We start from the raw sequence: 18,353 nt of genomic DNA on the forward strand, positions 1-18,353 counted from the left end.
TAGAACCTTCGTTTGCTTGGTCAATGATTTTGTACTCATCGCTATAGTATCTTCACCGCCGATACTGTAATGCGCACTATATCGACCGGATGCTCTCGATCGCCCGGCACGATGCCGTCGCGCGATTTATCCGTTGGCCGCGCTGCCGCCGCCGCGGCGCCGGCGCCGATATCGGCATCGGTAATGAGGAGCTTTTGATGATGGATACGGCCAGCCATTCCGCCCCAGGGCAGGGGAAAGTCCGCCGCGCCTTCACAGCGGTTGGCGCCTTCCTGACCTCGCTGGATTACACCAGCTTCGGCTACACCCTCGAGCGCATCGAACGTCTGGAACGGGAGGTGGCACGATTGAGGCGCGAGCTCGGACGCGGTGGGCAATGCGATGCAGTCGAGGATGCGGACAGTGCCAGCGCCACCGCGCTCGAGCATTAAGGCATCGGTTGGCGCGTTTGACGAGGCCGACGCCGCAATTTCCGTTTCCCAGGTCTTCGTCATCAAGGCTGTCGCCGACCTCAACGAGATGGTCGCTGAAGTCGGCATGGCATGACACGCGATCACGATAGCGCCCTTCGGGTTAACGCCAGTCGCGTCCGGCAACTCTTTCATCGTACGGTCCGATGCACCCGCAGCGTCGCGTCTCCGCTTCGGGAGGCGATCGCCAAGGCAAGGTCGAGGCTTCGCGCGGAAGGGCGTTGAAGGTTTCAGCCCGCCTTTATACTAGCACCCGCATCGGGTCCCTCAATCGCCGTGCGCTCGGCAAACGCGGCTTGCTGCCCGTATCAAGGTCAATCGTCGGGGTATCGAGGTGCAATGAATTATCGCCATTCTTTCCATGCCGGCAATAGCGCCGACGTCGTGAAGCACAGCCTGCTGATCGCCCTCGTGCGGTCCTTGCAGCAGAAACCGGGCGCGCTGACCCTGATCGATACCCATGCCGGCTGCGGGCTGTATGACCTCGACGGCGCGGAGGCCCAACGCACCGGCGAGTCCGCGCAGGGCGTGTCGCGGGTCTTTGCCGACCCGAACCCCTTGCTGAACGACTACCGCGCCGCCGTGCAGGCGGTGAACGTCGGACCCGAGCCGCACGTCTATCCGGGCTCGCCGCGGGTCCTGGCGCAGCTTCTCCGCCCGCAGGACTTCCTGGTCCTGAACGAAAAGCATCCGGAGGACGCCTATACCTTGCGCGGCGTGATGCGCGGCACACCCGCGGCCGTGCACGAGCGCGACGCCTACGAGCTTTGGCTGGCCATGTTGCCGCCCCGAACCGCGCGCGGCGTGGTGGTGGTCGACCCGCCGTTCGAGCAGACGGATGAACGTGACCGGATCACGGCCACCCTTGCGGCTGCTCACCGCAAATGGGCGCATGGCGTGACGGTGATCTGGTATCCGCTGAAAGATCGCGCCACGCATTCACGGTGGAACGAGCAGTTACGCAAGCTCGGCATCCCGAAGGTGCTGCGCGTTGAGCACTGGCTGTACGATAGCGATCAGGCCGGTATCTACAATGGCGCGGGCCTTTACATCGTCAACCCGCCCTATGCCTTCACGCAGGCTCTGCCGCCGCTGCTGGAAGCCTTGCGCGCCGTGCTGGCGCCGGACGGCCACAACGGCGAGATCACGGCCGATTGGCTGGGCGATCATTGAAGACCCGCACGGTCGCTGAACCCCGGGCGCCACACGATCCAGTCCAGCAACCAGCCGCGGCGCTGATTGGTGCAGTCTCGCTGGAGCGCGAACCCGCTAGATCCTGGACCGCAGCCGCGTCGCCGCGAAATCCAGGAAACTGCGCATCTTGAGCGGCATCCGGCCATGGCTCACATGGATCAGGGAGATCGGGAGCGGTTCGGGCTCAAAATCCTCCAGAATGAGCCGAAGATCACCGCGGCCGATCGCTTCGGCCGCCTGATAGTGAAGGACCCGCGTGGCACCGATCCCGGCGATCGCGGCGTCGACCGCGGCTTCGGCGGTGGTGACCGACAGCCGCACGGTGACGGGCACGTCGCGGGTGCCTGCGGGTCGCAGCGTTGGGAAGCGCCAGTGGGGCGTCGGTGTGACTAGCTCGAAACTGACGCAGGGAATCTGCGACAGTTGCGCGGGTGGATCGGGCGTGCCGTGGTCGGCAAGCAAAGTCGGACTTGCGCAGATCACCGTGCGCATCGTCCCGACCCGCGTCGCGACCAGCGAACTGTCGGGCAGGGTTCCGATCCGCACCGCCATGTCGACATGGTCGTCGACCAGATGTGCGTTGCGGTCGGAGAGCATCAGGCGGATCGTGATCTCCGGAAAGGTCGCGAGGAATTCGGTGACGACGGGAAGGACATGCAACCGTCCGAACAGGATCGGCGCGGTCAGGACGAGCTCGCCCTTCGGGGTGGTGAACTCGCCGGCGGCGATCCGCTCGGCTTCCTCGACCTGTTCGAGGATGCGCCGTGCGGCGGCGACATAAGCGATGCCCGCTTCGGTAAGACTGAGCTTGCGCGTCGTGCGGATCAGGAGGCGTGTGCCCAGTGCGGCCTCGAGCTCCGATATCTTGCGACTGAGCGTCGGGAGCGGCACGCGCAGCGCGCGCCCCGCCGCCGACAGGCTGCCCCGATCGACCGTCAGCACCAGCATGGACATTGCCTCGAGGCGATCCATCGAACCTCCCGTTCGTCCGCACGCCTTATCCTACCGACTATTCCATTAAATGGAAGGATGCTTCTCGTGCTTGCCCAATTATGCTGGCGGATAGGAAAGGCCATCTTCCCGTCACCGAACCGCTTTCGGTTCGAGCCGACAGGAGACGAACCATGACCCGCATCACCATTCCCGCCCGTGACGAAGCACCCGAAGCATCCAATCCGCTGCTCGACGCAGTCCATGCCCAGCTCGGCGTTGTGCCCAACCTGTTCCGCCTGATCGCGAAGAGCCCCGCCGCGCTGACCGCCTATCTCGGCTTCAACGGCGCGCTGGCCAAGGCGCTCGACGTCAGGACGCGCGAGCGGATCGCGATCGCGGTCGCGCAGGTCAACGGGTGTGACTATTGCCTGTCCGCGCACACCTATCTCGGCCTCAACCTTGCGAAGATCAGCTCTGCAGAGATCGCGCTCAACCGCAACGGGCATTCGGGCGACCCGAAGGCTGACGCAGCGGTCGCGTTCGCCGCCAAGGTTGCGCAGGAGCGGGGCCATGTCAGCGATGCGGACGTCTCCGCGGTCAAGCTGGCCGGTTACACCGAGGCGCAAATCGTCGAGATCGTCGCGCTCGTCGCCGACAACGTCTTCACCAACTTCCTCAACGAAGTCGCGAAGACCGAGATCGACTTCCCGGTGGTGCACAGCGCGGAAGCGGCGTGATGCCCGGCGGGCCGGGGCAATTCCGCTCCGGCCCGTCGTCCACGGGGAAGGATCGGACATGGCATACGGGTTCCTCGACATCGCGATCACGCCGAGCGTCAAGGCGGCGCAGGAGGCGATGGGCAGCGACCGGATCTGGAGCGACTTCAAGGGGCACCGCGACTTCGACCGGTTCACGGAGAGCGAAGCCGCGTTCATCGCCGCGCGCGACAGCTTCTATCTGGCGAGCGTTTCGGAAACGGGCTGGCCCTATGTCCAGCATCGCGGCGGCCCGGCGGGTTTCCTCAAGGTGCTTGACGCGCGGACGCTGGCTTTCCCGGACTATCGCGGCAACCGGCAGTACATCAGTCTGGGCAACGTCACCGCGGACGATCGTGCCGCGCTGATCCTGATGGATTATGCCGGCCGCCAGCGGCTCAAGATCTATGCGCATGTCGCGGTCCTCGCGATCGACGCCGATCCCGCGCTCGCGGCGCAGCTGGCGATCCCGGGCTACCGGGCGGTCCCCGAACGCCTGTTCAAGCTCCGTCTGGAAACGTTCGACTGGAATTGCCCCCAGCACATCACGCCGCGCTTCACCGAAGCCGAGATTGCGCTAGCGGTGACTCCGCTACGCGACCGTATCGCCACGCTCGAAGCCGAGAACGCAACCCTGCGAGCGAAACTCGCCGCACGAGGAGATGAATGATGGACGCCGAACGCCCGCCGCTGCCACCCTTCACGCTGGACAGCGCAACGGAAAAAGTCCGTCTCGCCGAGGATGGCTGGAACGGCCGCGACCCGGCGCGGGTCGCGCTCGCCTATACGCCCGACAGCCAGTGGCGGAACCGCGCCGACTTCCTCCAGGGGCGCGACGCGATCGTCGCCTTCCTGACCCGTAAATGGGCGCGCGAGCACGAATACCGGCTGATCAAGGAATTGTGGGATTTCCGCGACAACCGGATCGCCGTCCGCTTCGCCTATGAATGGCATGACGACGGAGGCGACTGGTTCCGCTCCTATGGCAACGAGCTGTGGGAGTTCGACGCGCATGGCCTGATGCAGCGCAGGATCGCCAGCATCAACGACGCGCCGATCACCGGAGCCGAGCGCCGGTATCGCTGGCCGCAGGGCCGTCGGCCGGACGATCATCCGGGGCTGAGCGACCTGGGGTTCTGACGGGTGGCGAGTCGCGGGGGAACGGAATACGGTCCGATCGGGCGCTGGACGTTCCCGGCCATGACGGGATCAGGGCACAGCTTGGGGTGCGCGGCCAGGAACGGGCCGATCCTTGGAACGACGGGCAACCGCGCGAGGGTTAGCGATGACCATAGCCCCAAGCGCCCCTCTAGCCCTGCGCCCGCTCCTAATACGCCTGTCCCGCTTCGAACGGATGCAGCTGGCGGGTCGACGGACGAGCAGGCGTATCTGCAAGCGATCCTCGAGCGCCGCGATCCGCTGCGACACACTCGGCTGCCCGATCCGCAGATCGCGCGCCGCCGGGGCGCCCCTATGGAAACGCGGCAAAATTCCTCGCGCTGGACCAATATTCTAAGGTCAAGCGGTAGGTGGCCGCCATCGCTGTGCGCTCGGCCGGGGAGCGCGGAAGGATCATCAACCGCTCCGCGCACGCCGTGCGGTGCGAACAGCATGGGTTGTCGACGGAGATTCCCTCACTACGCCTGACCGTCTTGCGGCTGCAGCTGACGCTTGAACGTCCTCGAATGCTTTTACGCACCGCCGCTGAGCATCAGTTAGGGGGCGCGTCCCGGTTGGGGCGATCGCCCATCCGTTCGCCTAGGCGAACGGTCCGCTCGGGCTTCCAGGCTTGGTTGAACGTCATCGTACCTTGCCTGAACAGCATCACGACCGTCGACCCGAGCAGAAAACGGCCCATTTCCTCGCCCTGCCGGAGGACGATCTCCCGTTCGCCGTAAGTCCATTCGGACACCGCGCCACTGCGCCGCTGATTGACCACGCCATGCCAGACGGTTGCCATGCTGCCGACGATCGTCGCGCCGACCAGGACCATGACGAACGGACCATGATCCGGCGATTCAAAGACGCAGACAACGCGTTCGTTGCGGGCAAACAGGTTGGGGACGCCGCGGGCGGTGGTCGGGTTTACCGAAAACAGCGTTCCCGGCACGTAGATCATGCGCGCGAGCGTGCCGTCGCATGGCATGTGCAGACGGTGATAGTCCTTGGGAGAAAGGTACAGGTTGGCGAAACTGCCGTGGCGGAACTGTGCGGCCAACGCGGCGTCACCCCCGACCAGATCCGTCGTGCTGAAGCGATGCCCCTTCGCCTGCAGGATCTGATCGTCGTCGATGGTGCCCAACTGGCTGATCGCGCCATCGACCGGAGAAACGAGATCGGCGACCGCGATCGGCCGCACGCCGGATTTGAGCGGTCGCGTGAAGAAGGCGTTGAAGCTCTTGTAGCTGCCCACGTCCGGGTTCGCGGCTTCCTGGATGTCGACGGCATATCGGCGAACGAACCAGCGGATGAGCCGGGTCGTCAGCAAACCTCCCTCCATGGCGGCGATCCGGCCAGCGACTTCCGTCAACTGCTGCTTGGGCAGCACGTGCTGGAACAATATCTTCAGGCGATCGGGCATCGGAACCTCACAACGTCGACACCCCACCTCTAACGGTCTGTGTCGGCAGGTCGACCGTCTCAATGCCGCAAGGCGCCCCAACGCACGACGAGACGAACAGGCCGTCTGTGTTAATTGGCCACGAACGGGTTCGCATTATCCATTGGTCATGCGGTATCTTCTCATTCTTGCCAGCGTCCTCACCGCCACACCGGTCGATGCCGCATCCAGCAGTATACCGATGGTCGCGATCGGTCTGCCCTTCGAGCCAGAGTCCCCGACGCCCGTGGATCGGAACCACGTCCTCTACCACCATGTCGAGGTCGGTGACATCGAGGGGCTTCCCGCAACCGTGGGCAGTTCCAGCCTCAATTTCATTCGCGCGGCAAAGCGATCGAGCGTCAACGCGGCCTTGCGGGAGACGTTCGACCGCATGAACTTCCTGTCCCCTGCGCGGGGTACGGCGCATGTGCGGCTGCTCGTATCCTGGGAAGGCAGCACGACCCCATTCCACATCGGTGCGCATAATCGGGCCACGGCGACGCTGCGGTATCGGCTGGTCCGGATCGACACTGCACGGGTTCTGTTCGATCGCAGCATCACCACGTCCGTGGCGGGGGGCGGGGTTGACGCATCGATGCGCGACAATGGCATCGTTCGCGCCGCCATCGCGACGAATTTCGCGTCTGCGGCAAACTGCATCGATCATGCCGCCTATGGCACGGCACCCAGCGATTGTGCGCTCATTCCGAAGTTCTCCGTTTCAGTCGTCCGACGCTGACCGTTCCTGCGGTCCTGGATCGCGCGCGGTTCGAACGGGAAGTTTCTGACGACGCTGGACGTCCATCCGATCGCGACCAGCGATACGCGATCGGTCTGCATCTGCTACGGGAGTGCGTTCCGGTTGCGACGCTGGGTCCGATATCGGATAGCGGCCGCGTGAACCGTCGTGCGGACTGTATGCCATGGATCTGACAGAGCATCTCAAGCTGGCGGTGCCCTTGATACAGGCGCCAATGGCCGGCGTCGCCACCCCGGCGCTGGCGGCCGCCGTGTCGAATGCAGGCGGCATCGGCTCGCTCGGCGTCGGCGCGACCGATGCGGTCGACGCGCATGCAATGATCGTGAAGCTACGCAGCCGAACGGATCGGGCCTTTAACGTCAATCTGTTCGTTCATGGTGGCGCCAAGGCGGATCCGGCCCGCGAGGCGGCGTGGCTGGAACGCCTGGCACCGCTTTTCGCGGCGTTCGATGCGGTTCCGCCGACGAAGTTGCAGACGATCTATCGGAGCTTCAACGACGATCCAGCCATGCTGGCAATGCTTCTGGAAACGACGCCCCCCGCGATCAGCTTCCACTTCGGGCTGCCCTCCGCCGAGATCATCGCAAGGGGGCGGGTGGACGTCATACGGTCATGACCTGCTTGATCTCGGGTCGTCCAGTGCAGGCGCTTGCCAACCGCTTCACGGCGCTCGCCGGTCGAACTGGAACGCTGTCGAGCAGGACGTCGGCCGCTGTTGCCGGCCGCTCCCTGACCCAACGGTAGCGCGATGCGGTCCTAATTGTCGAAACGATAGCGATCAATATCGCGTTGCCGCGACGTTCCGATCATGAGAAAGCCGGGGGTCGCGAGAGGCGGCAGGAGAGGTGTGTTGAGCAACCATCGCAAGCCGATGCAAGCGCGGTCGCGCAAGACGTACGAACTGTTGCTTGGCGCCGCGGAAACGCTGCTCGAGGAAGTTGGCGTCGAACGGATTTCCAGCAACCTGATCGTCCAGCGCGCGAAGCTCACGTCCCCCGCCTTCTACCGCTATTTCGACGATAAATACGCCGTGATCGAAGCGCTGGCGGAACGGTTGATGCAGCGCCAGAACGAAGCGCTCACCCGGTGGGTCGATCGCTATCGCGATGCGGGATACGACGTGCTGGTCGATCATATCGAGGATCTGGTCCGCGAAATGGACGCGATCACACGGCAGCAGCCAGGGGCGATCTGGATCATGCGGGCATTGCGCGCGGTGCCGAGCCTTGCCCACATCCGCCTCGCGTCGCATCGCTTCGTCACCGATCTGATGACGGACGTGTACATGCCCTATCTGCCCGGCGTCTCGCGCGACCTGGTCCGCCGCCGGACACGACTCGCGGTAGAGATCGCCTATTCGGTCGATGAGATGCTCAAGGAAGATACTGACGTGCGCGACGAGGTCTTTGAAGATCTCACCTTTATTTTTCGCGCGCTCTATTATCACCCCGATCTGGCACGGTCGCCGCCTGCCACGGCCGTCGCTGCGACGCCAGATAGTGCTGCACGGATCGATGCCTGACCGACATTTTCCGACCTGTCATAAAAACGATATCAACTACTATCATATGCGCCGTCGACACGAATCTATCGGGGCGCACCATGATCCATTCCTTCGTTCATCGATCGGCGCTCGTCGCCACCCTGCTTGCCGGCACGGCGTTCGCCGGGCCGGTTTTCGCACAGCAAAATGCTGCTGCCGGTCCGGCTGCGACCACGGCGGCCGAGCCCGACAAGACCGAGATCGCCGATGGCGACGACATCGTCGTGACCGGGCGCGCGGGCACGTCACGCCAGCGCAAGGTCGAGACGAGCTACTCGATCTCGACGATCTCCGACCAGGACCTGCGCATCCGCGCACCGATCGGCGTCGCCGAGGCGCTTAAGCAGGTACCCGGCTTCTACAGCGCACCGACTTCGGGCGAAGTTTCGGGCGGCGTGCGCGTGCGCGGCATCCCGAGCGACGGCTATCAGACCGTCGCGCTGCTCGAGGACGGGATCCCGATCCAGGGCGATCCCGGGCTCGGCTGGCTCAACGGTGACCAGTCGCTGCGGGTCGACCAGAGCGTCGAGCGGATCGAAGTGGTGCGCGGTGGCCCGTCGGCGATCTTCTATTCGAACGCGCCGGGCGCGGCGATCAACTTCATCACGCGCAAGGGCGGCGACACGCTCGAGGGTCTGGTGCGCTACGAAGCGGCAAGCTACAATTCGCACCGCGTGGACGGCTGGCTCGGTGGGCCGATCGGCGCGACGGGGTGGCATTTCTTCACCGGCGGCTATTACCGCGTGTCGGACGGCCCGCACAATTCGGGCTTCCCGCAGGATCGCGGCGGCCAGATCCGCCTCAACCTGTCCAAGGAGTTCGAGCGCGGCGGGATCACGCTGGGCGTCAAGCGGATCGACGAGCGGGTCGGCTATTGGGGCGGCGGCATCTACCAGGCCAATGTCGACGGCACGCCCAGCAACGTCGTCGGTCTGGACAATAAGGTCGACAACGTCGTTGGCCCCGATGCGCGCTATTTCAATTTCCTGACGCCGAACGGCACGGTCAAGTTCGACGATGGCGTCGGCAGCAGCGTCAAGCTGACCCAGCTCAGCTTCCAGGCGCATTACGACCTTACCGACACGTTCAAGGTCGAGGAGAATGTCCGCTATCGCACGAGCTGGACGCAGCGTAACAGCATCACGCCGTACACGGTCGCCGCATCCGCCACCGCACTGCTGACGAGCACCTTCGGCAAGCCCAAGGCGGGGACCAGTTATGCCTTGGCCTATCGCGACAGCGGCGCGGCGTTCGACCTCGCCAACCAGAACGGCAATGGTCTGGCGCTGATCGACCTCGCGCGGACGCACACCGTGCCGCTCGACGAGTTCATCACCGATACGCGGCTGGTCGGTAAGGTCGATTTGTTCGGCACGCACAATATTGCGTTCGGCGTCTATTACGCGCGCGAGCAGGAGGATTATAACGCGCTGAGCGCCGCCGTGCTGACCGACGTCGAGGCGCACGCCGAAGTGCTCGATGCCTATCTCGTCGATGCGAAGGGCAACAAGCTCTACAAGATCAGCGACAATGGCGTCATCCAATATGGCGCCGAATATGCCAATGCGAGCGGCAGCTCGGACAATATTGCCGCTTATGCCAGCGACGAGTGGCAGCTGACTCCCAAGTTCCGGCTCGAGGGCGGCGTGCGCTACGAGCAGATCAAGACGCGCGGGCAGGTGGAAGGGACCAAGAAGGTCAATCTTGGCCAGAGCCCGACCAGCGCCGATGACTCGGTCGGCGTCGGCACCGGCGTGTTCATGCCCTTCTCGCGCAAATACGATCACGTCGGCTGGACCGCTGCCGCCAACTATCAGGTTCGTCCGTTCTTCGGCGTGTTCGCGCGTTATACCGACACGTTCCGTCTCCCGGCGGTGTCGAGCTTCATTACCAACGCCAATGCGGCCCCCGTCGTGCAGACGCTCAACATGCTGGAGGGCGGGGTGAAATATTCGCGCGGCAAGGTCGATCTCTACGCCACCGGTTTCCGAACGATCTACAACAGCTATGCGATTAGCGATTACCAGAAGCTTGCGAGCGGCCTGCTGTCACCGGTCACGGTGTATGGCGACACCAAGACCACCGGTGCGGAAATCGAGGGGACCTGGCGGCCGACCAACTGGTTCGATCTCCACGCTTCCTGGACCTGGCAGGACAATCGGTTCAGCAAGTTCGTCTACACCAACAGCGCCGGTGTGCTGACCGACTATTCGAACCACAAGGTCAACGGCGTTCCCGACAATACCATCCGCATCACCCCGGGCTTCACCTTCTTCGACCGCAAGGTGCGGTTGCAGTCGGACGTCAACTATGTCGGCGCGCTCTATACCGACGTCGCCAATCAGATTCGGCTGCCGGCCTATTGGTCGGTCGATTTCGATGCGCAATTCCAGATCACGCCCAAGCTGCAATTCGGGCTGATCGTCGCCAACGTCACCAACGCGTTCGGGCTGGTCAACGGCAACCCGCGCGCCGGCACGATCGACAACAGCCAGGCCGGGCAGCCTGTCTACATCGGCAGCTCGCTCTATCAGCGCAACTATCGTGGATCGCTGACCTACCGCTTCTGACCCTTTGAAGGGGCGCGGCGCATGGGCGCCGCGCCCCGTCTTCCCCGATCGAAAGGACCTTGCCGTGCGCCTTCGTCTCGCAATTTTCGCGCTGGTTGCAGCGCAGACGCCCCTGCTTGCCGCGCCTGGCGACAGTCCACGCATCCCGCCGGTCGCCAGCCTCAGCGACGGACAATGGCTCAAGGGCGACCTGCATCTGCACTCGCGTCACAGCAAGGATTCGACCAACAATCCCGAGGCGAAGATCATCAAGTTCGCCGAGGATACCGGCTTCGACTATCTCGGCATCACCGATCACGACAATCACGTGGCGGGCGACGTCGCGCACAACACGTGGAGCGACCCCGAGTTCAGGTCCAAATCGGTGATCCTGCTTTACGGCGCCGAATGGACGACCGAGCGGGGCCATGGCAACGTCTTCTCGGCCAAGCCGTATGACCATCAGCGCCTGTTCGACGTGCGCGATGCGCGCGACGCGAAGATCCTGGCGGTCAAGCGGTCGCTGGGTATCCACCTCTCGGGTAACCACCCCGCCGGCAAGGATCACTTCGGCTTCAGTTTCGACATGCTCGATTCGCTCGAGGTGTGGAATTCGGCAATCTGGCCGAACAATGCCGCGGCGATCATGATCTGGGACGACATGCTCAAATCGGGCCGCAAGCTGACCGGGCGCGGCGGTAGCGATTCGCATCACGGCACGCCCGATACGCCGGAGCAGAAGACGTCGCACACGGCCGAACGCAACGCCAATTACGTCGGCACGCCGACCACCTGGGTATTCGCGAAAACGCGCGACGCCAAGGGTGTGGTCGACGCGCTGACCAACGGCCGCGTGTCGATCAGCGCGAATCCGTACGATCCGCGCGTCGAACTGCGCGCCGATCTCGACGGCGATGGGCGAATGGACATGATGATGGGTGACGATGCGCGCCCGACCGGGAAGCCGGTTACGTTTCAGGTGCGGCTCGTCGGTGGCTGCGTGCCCGGCGCGGTATATCACGTCCGCGTGATCAAGAACGGCGACCCGTTCGGCGCCTATGAAACCGATCCCGTCGGTAATGCCGTCAGCTTCATCGATACACCCTCCGCCAAAGGTCGCAGCTATTACCGGGTCGAGGTCGAAGGCCCGCAAGCCCCGTATCCGCAAGTGCCGGTATCGACCGTGCTGAGCGGCAAGATGATCGCGCTTTCAAACCCGCTCTATTTCAACTTCGATCCCGATTTCTGAACGTCAGCGGTCGGCCGGGGCGGGGCTGGACGCAGGGCGCTGCCGTCAACCGGGTCGCTCACCCGCGCGGAGGAAGGCGCCGATGTGATCGTTAAGGAACTTGGCATCGGCCAGGTTGCTGGCCGCGCCCGCGGTATGGCCCCAGAGCGAGGGGATCGGTAACAGCGTGACATGGGGCATGAACCCCGCTTCGTAGCGCGCATCGTCGACGGGAAAGTACAGGTCCGTCGCGCAGGGCATGTAGAGGACGGGCACCGCAATCGACCTCAGCGCGCGCTTGATGTCGCCGCCCATTCCCGGTGTCGCGCCGATATCGTGTCCCTGCCACGTCCGCATCTGCAGGATCAGGTCGTTGGCATCGCCGCCGGGTACGAAGTCCTTGTACAGGCCCTCGAACACGCTGCGGTAGGTGGTGCCGGGGGCGGCCCCGGCGCGCCACAGTTCCTCGCGCCACCAGCCTTGTGAGAAGAGCCAGCCGGCCCAGATCGCCCCGAAGGTCTGCAGCCCGGCCTTGGGCGGCGTCTTGTAGTCGCCGCCGGCAAAAGCGGGATCATTCTGGATTGCCATGATCTGACTGTCGAGCCGTATGATGCCGTGCGGCCAGGCTTTCGCGGTCGCCGAGGTGACGACGATCCGGTCGGCGAAACCGGGGTGGCTCACGGCCCATTGAAACGCCTGTTCCCCGCCCATCGAAAAGCCGACGATTGCCCGCAGATGGTGGACGCCGAGCGCCCCGCCGAGCAGCCGATGCACCGCCTCGACGTTATCGCGAATGCTGGTGACCGGGAAGCGCGGGCCGTCGAACGGCGCGGGCGTATTGCTGGGGGAGGACGACTTGCCGTTGCCGAACAGTTCGGTCGCCACGAGGAAGTATTTTCGGGGATCCAGCGCCTTGTCCGGCCCGATCAGCCATTCGTAGCCGTGCGAATCCGCCATATAGTGCGACGGCAGCAACACCGCATTGTCGCGTGCGGCGTTGAGCGTGCCATAGGTGGCGTACATCACCCTGGCCTCTGGCAGGACGGTTCCGTTCTCGAGCTTGAACTGCTTGATGACGAAGGCACGGCGGTCGCCGTCGGCGGCGAATGCGGGCGTCGCCAGCGACGTGATCAGGGCCAGCACCGCCACGATGAATCGAACCATGTACCTGTCCCTCGCGGCGACGTGCCGCTGGCGGGATCATTCCGGAAGCGCGGCGCAACCGCAAGTCCCGCTTTCCGGGCCGCGGCGGCTAGGTCGGGCGCGATCGTCATCGCGCGCATGATGGCGCTGCGCACGGTCTATGAAGCCGGACCGACGGGACCGAACCTGGTCGGACCGGCGAGCCTTCGCAATTGAGCGGTGCCCGGACGAAGCCGTCACCGCCACCGCCACTGGTCGGTACCGCGCACCTTGGCGTCGAACCGCTTCAACTGGACGATCGTCTCCGATGCCAGCCCATTCGGCGGTGCGACGGCCATCGCTGACCAGGTCACGTGTCCGGACGCATCGATCGATTCCAGCGAGAGCGTCGAGATACCGTTCCACAAGATCAGCCGCGACCGGAGCCACAGCATGTGCTGGCGCCGGACGGGCGCCGATCCGCGGTCCGTCGGCACCACATCCATGCCCCGTTCGGCGAGCCTGTCCGTAATCAGCGCGTGCAGCGCGGTCGCGAGCGGCTGATATCCCGCCTGCCCGGTGTCGTTGGCGGTGCGGGTCACGACGACGGTCGTGTGATGCGCGCCCAGGTTACCCGCAATGAAGACAGCCGCGGCGAGGAGCGCGATCCCGCACGCCGTCGCCAGGCGCCAGCGGGCGCGCGGCTGGGCCGGCTCGCGCTGCGGTAACGCGTCTGCCGCTTCTGCTTCCTCGCCGAGCCGGTAGCCGCGCTTTGGAATGGTCGCGATGAAGCGCGGCGCAGCGGCATCGTCGCCGAGTGCGCGGCGCAGGTCGGCGATCACCACGGCGACGCTGTTGGCACTGACCGATCGGCCCGACCAGACCTGCCGCAGGATCGCCTCCCGCGACACCGGTCGACCGCGATCGCGACACAGCAGCTCGAGCGTGCGGGCTGCACGGTGCTCGAGCGGGACCTGCTTTTCCCCGTCGATCAGCCGCGCGCTGTCCGCATCGAACGTCCACGCTCCGATCTGCCATTGCGTTCGTACCGTCATGCGGACCCTCTAGCACTTGCCTGCCGCAAACCGGAACAGGCACGGCCGAGACCGACGTGGCGGCGCGTACGCAGCGGTCCTGTCTTCTTTACACCTTCTTGATGGTCTAAACTTGCACGAACCGCTGCATCGATGCGCTTTCACAGGAGCACCCATGTCGTTTCACCGCCTTCCGAACGTCCTTGCCGCCCTGCTCACGCTGGCGGCATTCCCAGCAACGGCCGACGCCGCCGACCCCTCCGTCATCGATCAGGCGCTACGCGACCCGGCCCGGGCGAAGGATAGCCAGCAGGATGCCAGGCGCCATCCGGCCGACCTCATCGCCCTGTCGCATCTTGCGCGCGGGCAGCGGGTGCTCGACCTTATTCCCGGTGGCGGTTACTGGACCCGGATCTTCAGCCACATCGTGGGGCAGGGGGGCCATGTCTATGCGGTTTGGCCGGCGGCCTATGCCAGGCTGGCGGCGCGCGACGTGGCGGCGTTGCGGCAGGTCGCCGCAGCGCCGGCTTATCGCAACGTTACCGTCGCCGTGCAACCGCAGGCGCTGCCGACCGCGCCCGTGCCGCTCGACGTGATCTGGACGTCGCAGAACTACCACGACTATGCCGATCCCTTTCTGGGCAAGCCGGGTCCGGATGCGCTCGCGCGCGATGCCTTCCGCCTGTTGCGGCCAGGCGGGTATTTCATCGTCATCGACCATCGCAGCGCCCCGGGTCGTGGGATGGCGGATACCGATACGCTTCATCGCATCGACCCAGTGATCGTCCGGCGTCAGGTCGAGGCGGCGGGGTTCGTGTTTGCCGGCGCGAGCACCGTTCTGGACAACACGTCCGATCCGCTGACGGGAAAGGTGTTCGACCCAAGCGTCCGCGGGCGGACCAGCCAGTTCGCCTTTGCCTTCCGCAAGCCGGGAGGTGACCGCCGATGATTGTCCCCGACCGGCGGCACTGGTCCTGACGACCAGACAGCGCGGCACCTCCTGAACGCTCCACGCCATTTCGTGTCCGTTCAGGAGTTGCACCGCCCGACCGGGCGTTGAGGTGGAATTGCGCGCTGTTGGCCCGACCCGCACAGTTGCGTACAGACGACCGGCAGTTGCCGGCTGGCGGAACGGAGCCCGAAGGCACTCCGTTGTTGCAGAATACGCAGATACTTATACGCGGTTTCTTACAAAACTACAGTGCGTTTGCCATTGATTGGCGCCCCTTCCTGCAGTCCCTGACAAGGCTTGTCGGGGCGAGGACGCTAACATACACCCCTGGGGCACCTCTTCTTGGGAAATCCTCATGCGCGCCTCATGCTCGATCGGATTCACGGCCTTCCTGCTCGCAACCACAACACAAGCGGGCGCACGGCCCATGGCCGCGGTCCCCGCCAAAGCGACGATCGTTCCCGATGCGAACGCGCCCAAGGGGCGGCTTTCCGATGCGGCCGTGCCGACGGCCTACCGCCTCGACTTCACGATCCTGCCCGAGGCAGAGGGTTTCAAGGGCCATGACGAGATCGACGTCACGATAAAGGCCGCGACCAAGTCGCTTTATCTTCACGGCCGCGACCTCAAGATGACCAGCGCGGTGGCAATGGTTGGCGGCAAGGCGACGCCGGCGACCTTCACCCAGGTGGACCGGAGCGGCACGGCCCGGCTCGATTTCGCGAGCGCGCTCCCGGCCGGCGCGGCAACCCTGAAGTTCGACTATACCGGCACTTTCGGCGACAGCGCCTCCGGCCTGTTCCACGTCAAGGTCGGCGACGCATGGTACAGCTGGACCCAGTTCGAGAGCATCGACGCCCGCGCGGCCTATCCCGGTTTCGACGAGCCTGGCTTCAAGACGCCGTTCACCGTTTCCGTGACGACGCATCCGGGTCTGGTCGTGGTTGGCAACGCACCGCAGGTGTCGGTCATCAGCGTCGCGGGCGGGATGGAGAAGCACCAGTTCGCCGTCACGAAGCCGCTGCCGACCTATCTCGTTGCGTTCGACACGGGGCCGTTCGTCCATCAGACCGGCATGATCGCGCCGACGCCCGAACGCCCCGTACCGATGGCCTATGGTGCCGTCGCGACCGTGCCGCAGAAGGACAAGATGGCCTATGTCATGGCCGAGACGCCGCGTATCGTGTCCTTGCTCGAGGACTATTTTGGCAAACCCTTTCCCTTCCCGAAGCTCGACCAGATCGGCTCGCCGATCATGCCCGGCGCGATGGAGAATGCGGGCGCCGACACCTATGGAGACGGGATTATCTATCTCGCGCCCGGCGCGACCACCGGCGACAAGCAGACCTTCGGTATGGTCGTCGCCCACGAGCTGTCGCACCAGTGGTTCGGCGATCTCGTCACCCCTGCCTGGTGGGACGACATCTGGCTGAACGAGAGCTTTGCCAACTGGATGGGCTATCGCATCGGCAACCTTTGGCGACCCGAGCTGAACATCGGCGTCGGGGCTCTCAACGAGGGTTTCGGGACGATGAACACCGACGCGCTGGAGGTCGGCCGCCCGATCCACCAGCCGATCACCGAGAACGGCCAGATCGATTCCGCATTCGACGGCATCACCTATGGCAAGGGCGGGCAGGTGGTGGCGATGATTGCCGCCTATCTCGGCGACGAGAAGTTCAAGGCGGGCGTCCGCCTTCACCTGCAGCGCCATGCGTACGGCAATGCGACGTCCGAGCAGTTCTTCCAGTCGATCGCCGATGCGGCGCAGGACCCGCGCGTGCTTGCCGCCCTCAAGTCGTTCGTCGATCAGCAGGGCGTGCCCGTCGTCGACGTGCGGCGACAGGGCAATGCGATCGTCGCCACCCAGTCGCGCTATGCCTTTCTCGGGTCGACGCCGCCGCCGCTGAAATGGACGATTCCGTTCTGTGTTCGGGTCGGCACGGCGAAGCAGTGCGCGTTGCTCGACCAATCCTCCACAAGGCTTGCCGCGCCGGCATCGGGTCTGATCATGCCCAATGTCGGCGGCGCGGGATATTATCGTTTCGACCTCGCGGCCACCGACTGGCAGGCGCTGATTGCCGCCGCCGGAACGCTCGCGCCGGGCGAGGCGCTCGCCACCACCGACAGCCTGTGGGCAGCGTTCCGTGCCGGCAAGGCGCCTGCCGCCTGGCTGATCGCGGAAGCGCGCACGGTCGCGGCCAACCCCGATGCGACTGCCAGCCTCGATGGCGGCGGCAGGATCGCCGGCTGGCGCGCACGCGGGCTGATCACCCCCGCGTCGCTGCCGGCCTATCGCGCGCTGATGGCGTCGATCTACACGCCCCACCTGACCGCGCTCGGGTTCGATCCGGCCGCCGGCGCGTACGCGCAGGAAGATCCTGGCCGCCAGAACCTGCGGCACAGAATTGTCGGCCTGGTTGCCGACGATGCGCGCGATCCCGTGGTTCGAAGCAAGCTCAAGGCCGCCGGCGACCGGTATCTCGCGGGCGATACGAAAGCGCTCGATCCCGCGTTCGTCGGTGCGGCCCTGACCGTGATCGCACAGGAGGGCGGCGTTCCCGCGGTGAAGCTGCTCGTCGAAAAGGCGCTGTCGAGCGAGGATCCGACCTTCCGCCAGAATGCGCTCGGTGCCGCCGCGGAAAGCGGGCGCGCCGACGCTGCAACCTATCTCCTCGCGCTTGATGACAAGAGGCTGCGCAGCTACGATCGGATCGGTCTGATCTTCGACATCGCCCGCAACGCGGAAACGCGCGATCTCGGGGCCGACTGGATTCTCGCCAATTACGATACGCTGCTCGCGAGCGGCAACGGCATCTTCCTCACCAGCCGGCTGCCCGCGGCGCTGGGGTCGCAATGCGGGGCAGACCGGGCGGAGCGGATCGATGCCAAGGTGGGCGCCTCGATCCGCAAGACCAATGTCGGCCTGTTGGACTATCAGCGCACGCTGGAAAGCATCCGGGATTGCGGCGTGCTGCGCCAGGCCAAGGCGGCAGAGATCGCTTCCGCGCTAGCGGCCGGGTAACGCCGTTCAATCTAGGACATCGCGACCGGGTGCAGACCTCCGATCGGTCGAAGTCGGTCGCGCAGTTTATTAGAAACATCGCCAGGACGGCGAATGACGCGCGGTCCAGGCGCTGGCGCATGATCGGCCGCCGCGCATCGCGACGACCGTGGTTGCGTGCCGTGGGGGACTGCAACGCCATGCATG

At 65.0% G+C, this 18,353-nt stretch carries 16 protein-coding genes and 1 pseudogene; 11 read left to right on the forward strand and 6 right to left on the reverse strand.

Annotated features, from left to right (window positions below; translation table 11 throughout):
* Nucleotides 1-41 precede the first annotated feature (41 nt).
* Complete coding sequence (locus tag L8K25_RS10105; protein ID WP_242138794.1) at nt 42-605, reverse strand: hypothetical protein; 564 nt, start codon at nt 603-605, stop codon at nt 42-44.
* A 204-nt stretch (nt 606-809) separates the two neighbouring features.
* On the opposite strand from L8K25_RS10105, the gene rlmJ reads away from it, so the two are divergent.
* Nucleotides 810-1,643, forward strand: coding sequence for a 23S rRNA (adenine(2030)-N(6))-methyltransferase RlmJ (rlmJ, locus tag L8K25_RS10110; RefSeq protein WP_242138795.1), 834 nt, complete (start codon nt 810-812; stop codon nt 1,641-1,643).
* A 96-nt stretch (nt 1,644-1,739) separates the two neighbouring features.
* Here the strand turns inward: rlmJ and L8K25_RS10115 are convergent, their stop codons facing one another.
* A complete protein-coding gene (locus L8K25_RS10115) occupies nt 1,740-2,636 on the reverse strand; it encodes a LysR family transcriptional regulator (protein WP_242138796.1) in 897 nt (298 codons plus the stop codon).
* 152 nt (nt 2,637-2,788) lie between these two features.
* Between L8K25_RS10115 and L8K25_RS10120 the strand changes: the two genes are divergently transcribed.
* From L8K25_RS10120 to L8K25_RS10130, 3 genes are read left to right on the forward strand one after another with little or no spacing between them, the layout of a single operon-like run.
* Entirely contained in the window at nt 2,789-3,334 is a 546-nt protein-coding gene (locus L8K25_RS10120) for a carboxymuconolactone decarboxylase family protein (protein ID WP_242138797.1), read from the forward strand.
* Between the two features lie 58 nt (nt 3,335-3,392).
* Nucleotides 3,393-4,022 carry a pyridoxamine 5'-phosphate oxidase family protein gene (locus L8K25_RS10125; protein WP_242138798.1) on the forward strand — a complete coding sequence of 210 codons (630 nt, stop codon included), beginning with the start codon at nt 3,393-3,395 and terminating at the stop codon, nt 4,020-4,022.
* Nucleotides 4,022-4,492: a nuclear transport factor 2 family protein gene (locus L8K25_RS10130; protein WP_242139253.1), complete on the forward strand. Its 471-nt coding sequence runs from the start codon at nt 4,022-4,024 to the stop codon at nt 4,490-4,492. Before L8K25_RS10125 ends, L8K25_RS10130 begins: the two co-directional genes overlap by 1 nt.
* Before the next feature lie 69 nt (nt 4,493-4,561).
* On the opposite strand, the gene L8K25_RS10135 is transcribed toward L8K25_RS10130, so the two are convergent.
* Both L8K25_RS10135 and asd read right to left on the reverse strand, forming a co-directional pair.
* Nucleotides 4,562-4,780 (reverse strand): hypothetical protein, encoded by a 219-nt coding sequence (locus L8K25_RS10135; protein WP_242138799.1) that lies wholly within the window; start codon nt 4,778-4,780, stop codon nt 4,562-4,564.
* A gap of 283 nt (nt 4,781-5,063) precedes the next feature.
* Nucleotides 5,064-5,933, reverse strand: a complete 870-nt coding sequence (gene asd, locus L8K25_RS10140) for an archaetidylserine decarboxylase (protein WP_242138800.1) — start codon at nt 5,931-5,933, stop codon at nt 5,064-5,066.
* A 148-nt stretch (nt 5,934-6,081) separates the two neighbouring features.
* Here asd and L8K25_RS10145 point away from each other — a divergent pair, with 148 nt between their 5' ends.
* The 5 genes and pseudogenes from L8K25_RS10145 to L8K25_RS10165 all read left to right on the forward strand — a co-directional run bounded on the left by L8K25_RS10145 (nt 6,082) and on the right by L8K25_RS10165 (nt 12,055).
* Entirely contained in the window at nt 6,082-6,693 is a 612-nt protein-coding gene (locus L8K25_RS10145) for a hypothetical protein (protein WP_242138801.1), read from the forward strand.
* Between the two features lie 184 nt (nt 6,694-6,877).
* A pseudogene (locus L8K25_RS10150) lies at nt 6,878-7,300 on the forward strand (nitronate monooxygenase); the annotation flags it as partial.
* Between the two features lie 264 nt (nt 7,301-7,564).
* A complete protein-coding gene (locus L8K25_RS10155; RefSeq protein WP_242138802.1) occupies nt 7,565-8,236 on the forward strand; it encodes a TetR/AcrR family transcriptional regulator in 672 nt (223 codons plus the stop codon).
* Nucleotides 8,237-8,316: 80 nt separating this feature from the next.
* The gene (locus L8K25_RS10160; protein ID WP_242138803.1) at nt 8,317-10,827 is read left to right on the forward strand and encodes a TonB-dependent receptor; all 2,511 of its coding nucleotides are present in this window, start codon (nt 8,317-8,319) and stop codon (nt 10,825-10,827) included.
* Between the two features lie 64 nt (nt 10,828-10,891).
* Nucleotides 10,892-12,055 carry a CehA/McbA family metallohydrolase gene (locus L8K25_RS10165; RefSeq protein ID WP_242138804.1) on the forward strand — a complete coding sequence of 388 codons (1,164 nt, stop codon included), beginning with the start codon at nt 10,892-10,894 and terminating at the stop codon, nt 12,053-12,055.
* A gap of 45 nt (nt 12,056-12,100) precedes the next feature.
* Here the strand turns inward: L8K25_RS10165 and L8K25_RS10170 are convergent, their stop codons facing one another.
* Nucleotides 12,101-13,198 (reverse strand): alpha/beta fold hydrolase, encoded by a 1,098-nt coding sequence (locus tag L8K25_RS10170; protein WP_242138805.1) that lies wholly within the window; start codon nt 13,196-13,198, stop codon nt 12,101-12,103.
* A 215-nt stretch (nt 13,199-13,413) separates the two neighbouring features.
* Nucleotides 13,414-14,211 (reverse strand): winged helix-turn-helix domain-containing protein, encoded by a 798-nt coding sequence (locus L8K25_RS10175; protein WP_242138806.1) that lies wholly within the window; start codon nt 14,209-14,211, stop codon nt 13,414-13,416.
* Nucleotides 14,212-14,365: 154 nt separating this feature from the next.
* Here L8K25_RS10175 and L8K25_RS10180 point away from each other — a divergent pair, with 154 nt between their 5' ends.
* Both L8K25_RS10180 and L8K25_RS10185 read left to right on the forward strand, forming a co-directional pair.
* Nucleotides 14,366-15,139 carry a methyltransferase gene (locus tag L8K25_RS10180; protein ID WP_242138807.1) on the forward strand — a complete coding sequence of 258 codons (774 nt, stop codon included), beginning with the start codon at nt 14,366-14,368 and terminating at the stop codon, nt 15,137-15,139.
* A gap of 430 nt (nt 15,140-15,569) precedes the next feature.
* A complete protein-coding gene (locus tag L8K25_RS10185) occupies nt 15,570-18,167 on the forward strand; it encodes a M1 family metallopeptidase (protein WP_242138808.1) in 2,598 nt (865 codons plus the stop codon).
* Nucleotides 18,168-18,353: the final 186 nt, after the last annotated feature.

Origin of the sequence: Sphingomonas sp. TREG-RG-20F-R18-01 (assembly GCF_022662475.1) — a bacterium.
Lineage (GTDB): Bacteria > Pseudomonadota > Alphaproteobacteria > Sphingomonadales > Sphingomonadaceae > Sphingomonas.

Bases quoted from the DNA above. Each gene is read 5' to 3' on its own strand.
- L8K25_RS10105 (WP_242138794.1), bottom strand. From the start codon at position 605: ATGAAAGAGTTGCCGGACGCGACTGGCGTTAACCCGAAGGGCGCTATC.
- rlmJ (WP_242138795.1), top strand. From the start codon at position 810: ATGAATTATCGCCATTCTTTCCATGCCGGCAATAGCGCCGACGTCGTG.
- L8K25_RS10115 (WP_242138796.1), bottom strand. From the start codon at position 2,636: ATGGATCGCCTCGAGGCAATGTCCATGCTGGTGCTGACGGTCGATCGG.
- L8K25_RS10120 (WP_242138797.1), top strand. From the start codon at position 2,789: ATGACCCGCATCACCATTCCCGCCCGTGACGAAGCACCCGAAGCATCC.
- L8K25_RS10125 (WP_242138798.1), top strand. From the start codon at position 3,393: ATGGCATACGGGTTCCTCGACATCGCGATCACGCCGAGCGTCAAGGCG.
- L8K25_RS10130 (WP_242139253.1), top strand. From the start codon at position 4,022: ATGGACGCCGAACGCCCGCCGCTGCCACCCTTCACGCTGGACAGCGCA.
- asd (WP_242138800.1), bottom strand. From the start codon at position 5,933: ATGCCCGATCGCCTGAAGATATTGTTCCAGCACGTGCTGCCCAAGCAG.
- L8K25_RS10145 (WP_242138801.1), top strand. From the start codon at position 6,082: ATGCGGTATCTTCTCATTCTTGCCAGCGTCCTCACCGCCACACCGGTC.
- L8K25_RS10160 (WP_242138803.1), top strand. From the start codon at position 8,317: ATGATCCATTCCTTCGTTCATCGATCGGCGCTCGTCGCCACCCTGCTT.
- L8K25_RS10170 (WP_242138805.1), bottom strand. From the start codon at position 13,198: ATGGTTCGATTCATCGTGGCGGTGCTGGCCCTGATCACGTCGCTGGCG.
- L8K25_RS10175 (WP_242138806.1), bottom strand. From the start codon at position 14,211: ATGACGGTACGAACGCAATGGCAGATCGGAGCGTGGACGTTCGATGCG.
- L8K25_RS10180 (WP_242138807.1), top strand. From the start codon at position 14,366: ATGTCGTTTCACCGCCTTCCGAACGTCCTTGCCGCCCTGCTCACGCTG.
- L8K25_RS10185 (WP_242138808.1), top strand. From the start codon at position 15,570: ATGGCCGCGGTCCCCGCCAAAGCGACGATCGTTCCCGATGCGAACGCG.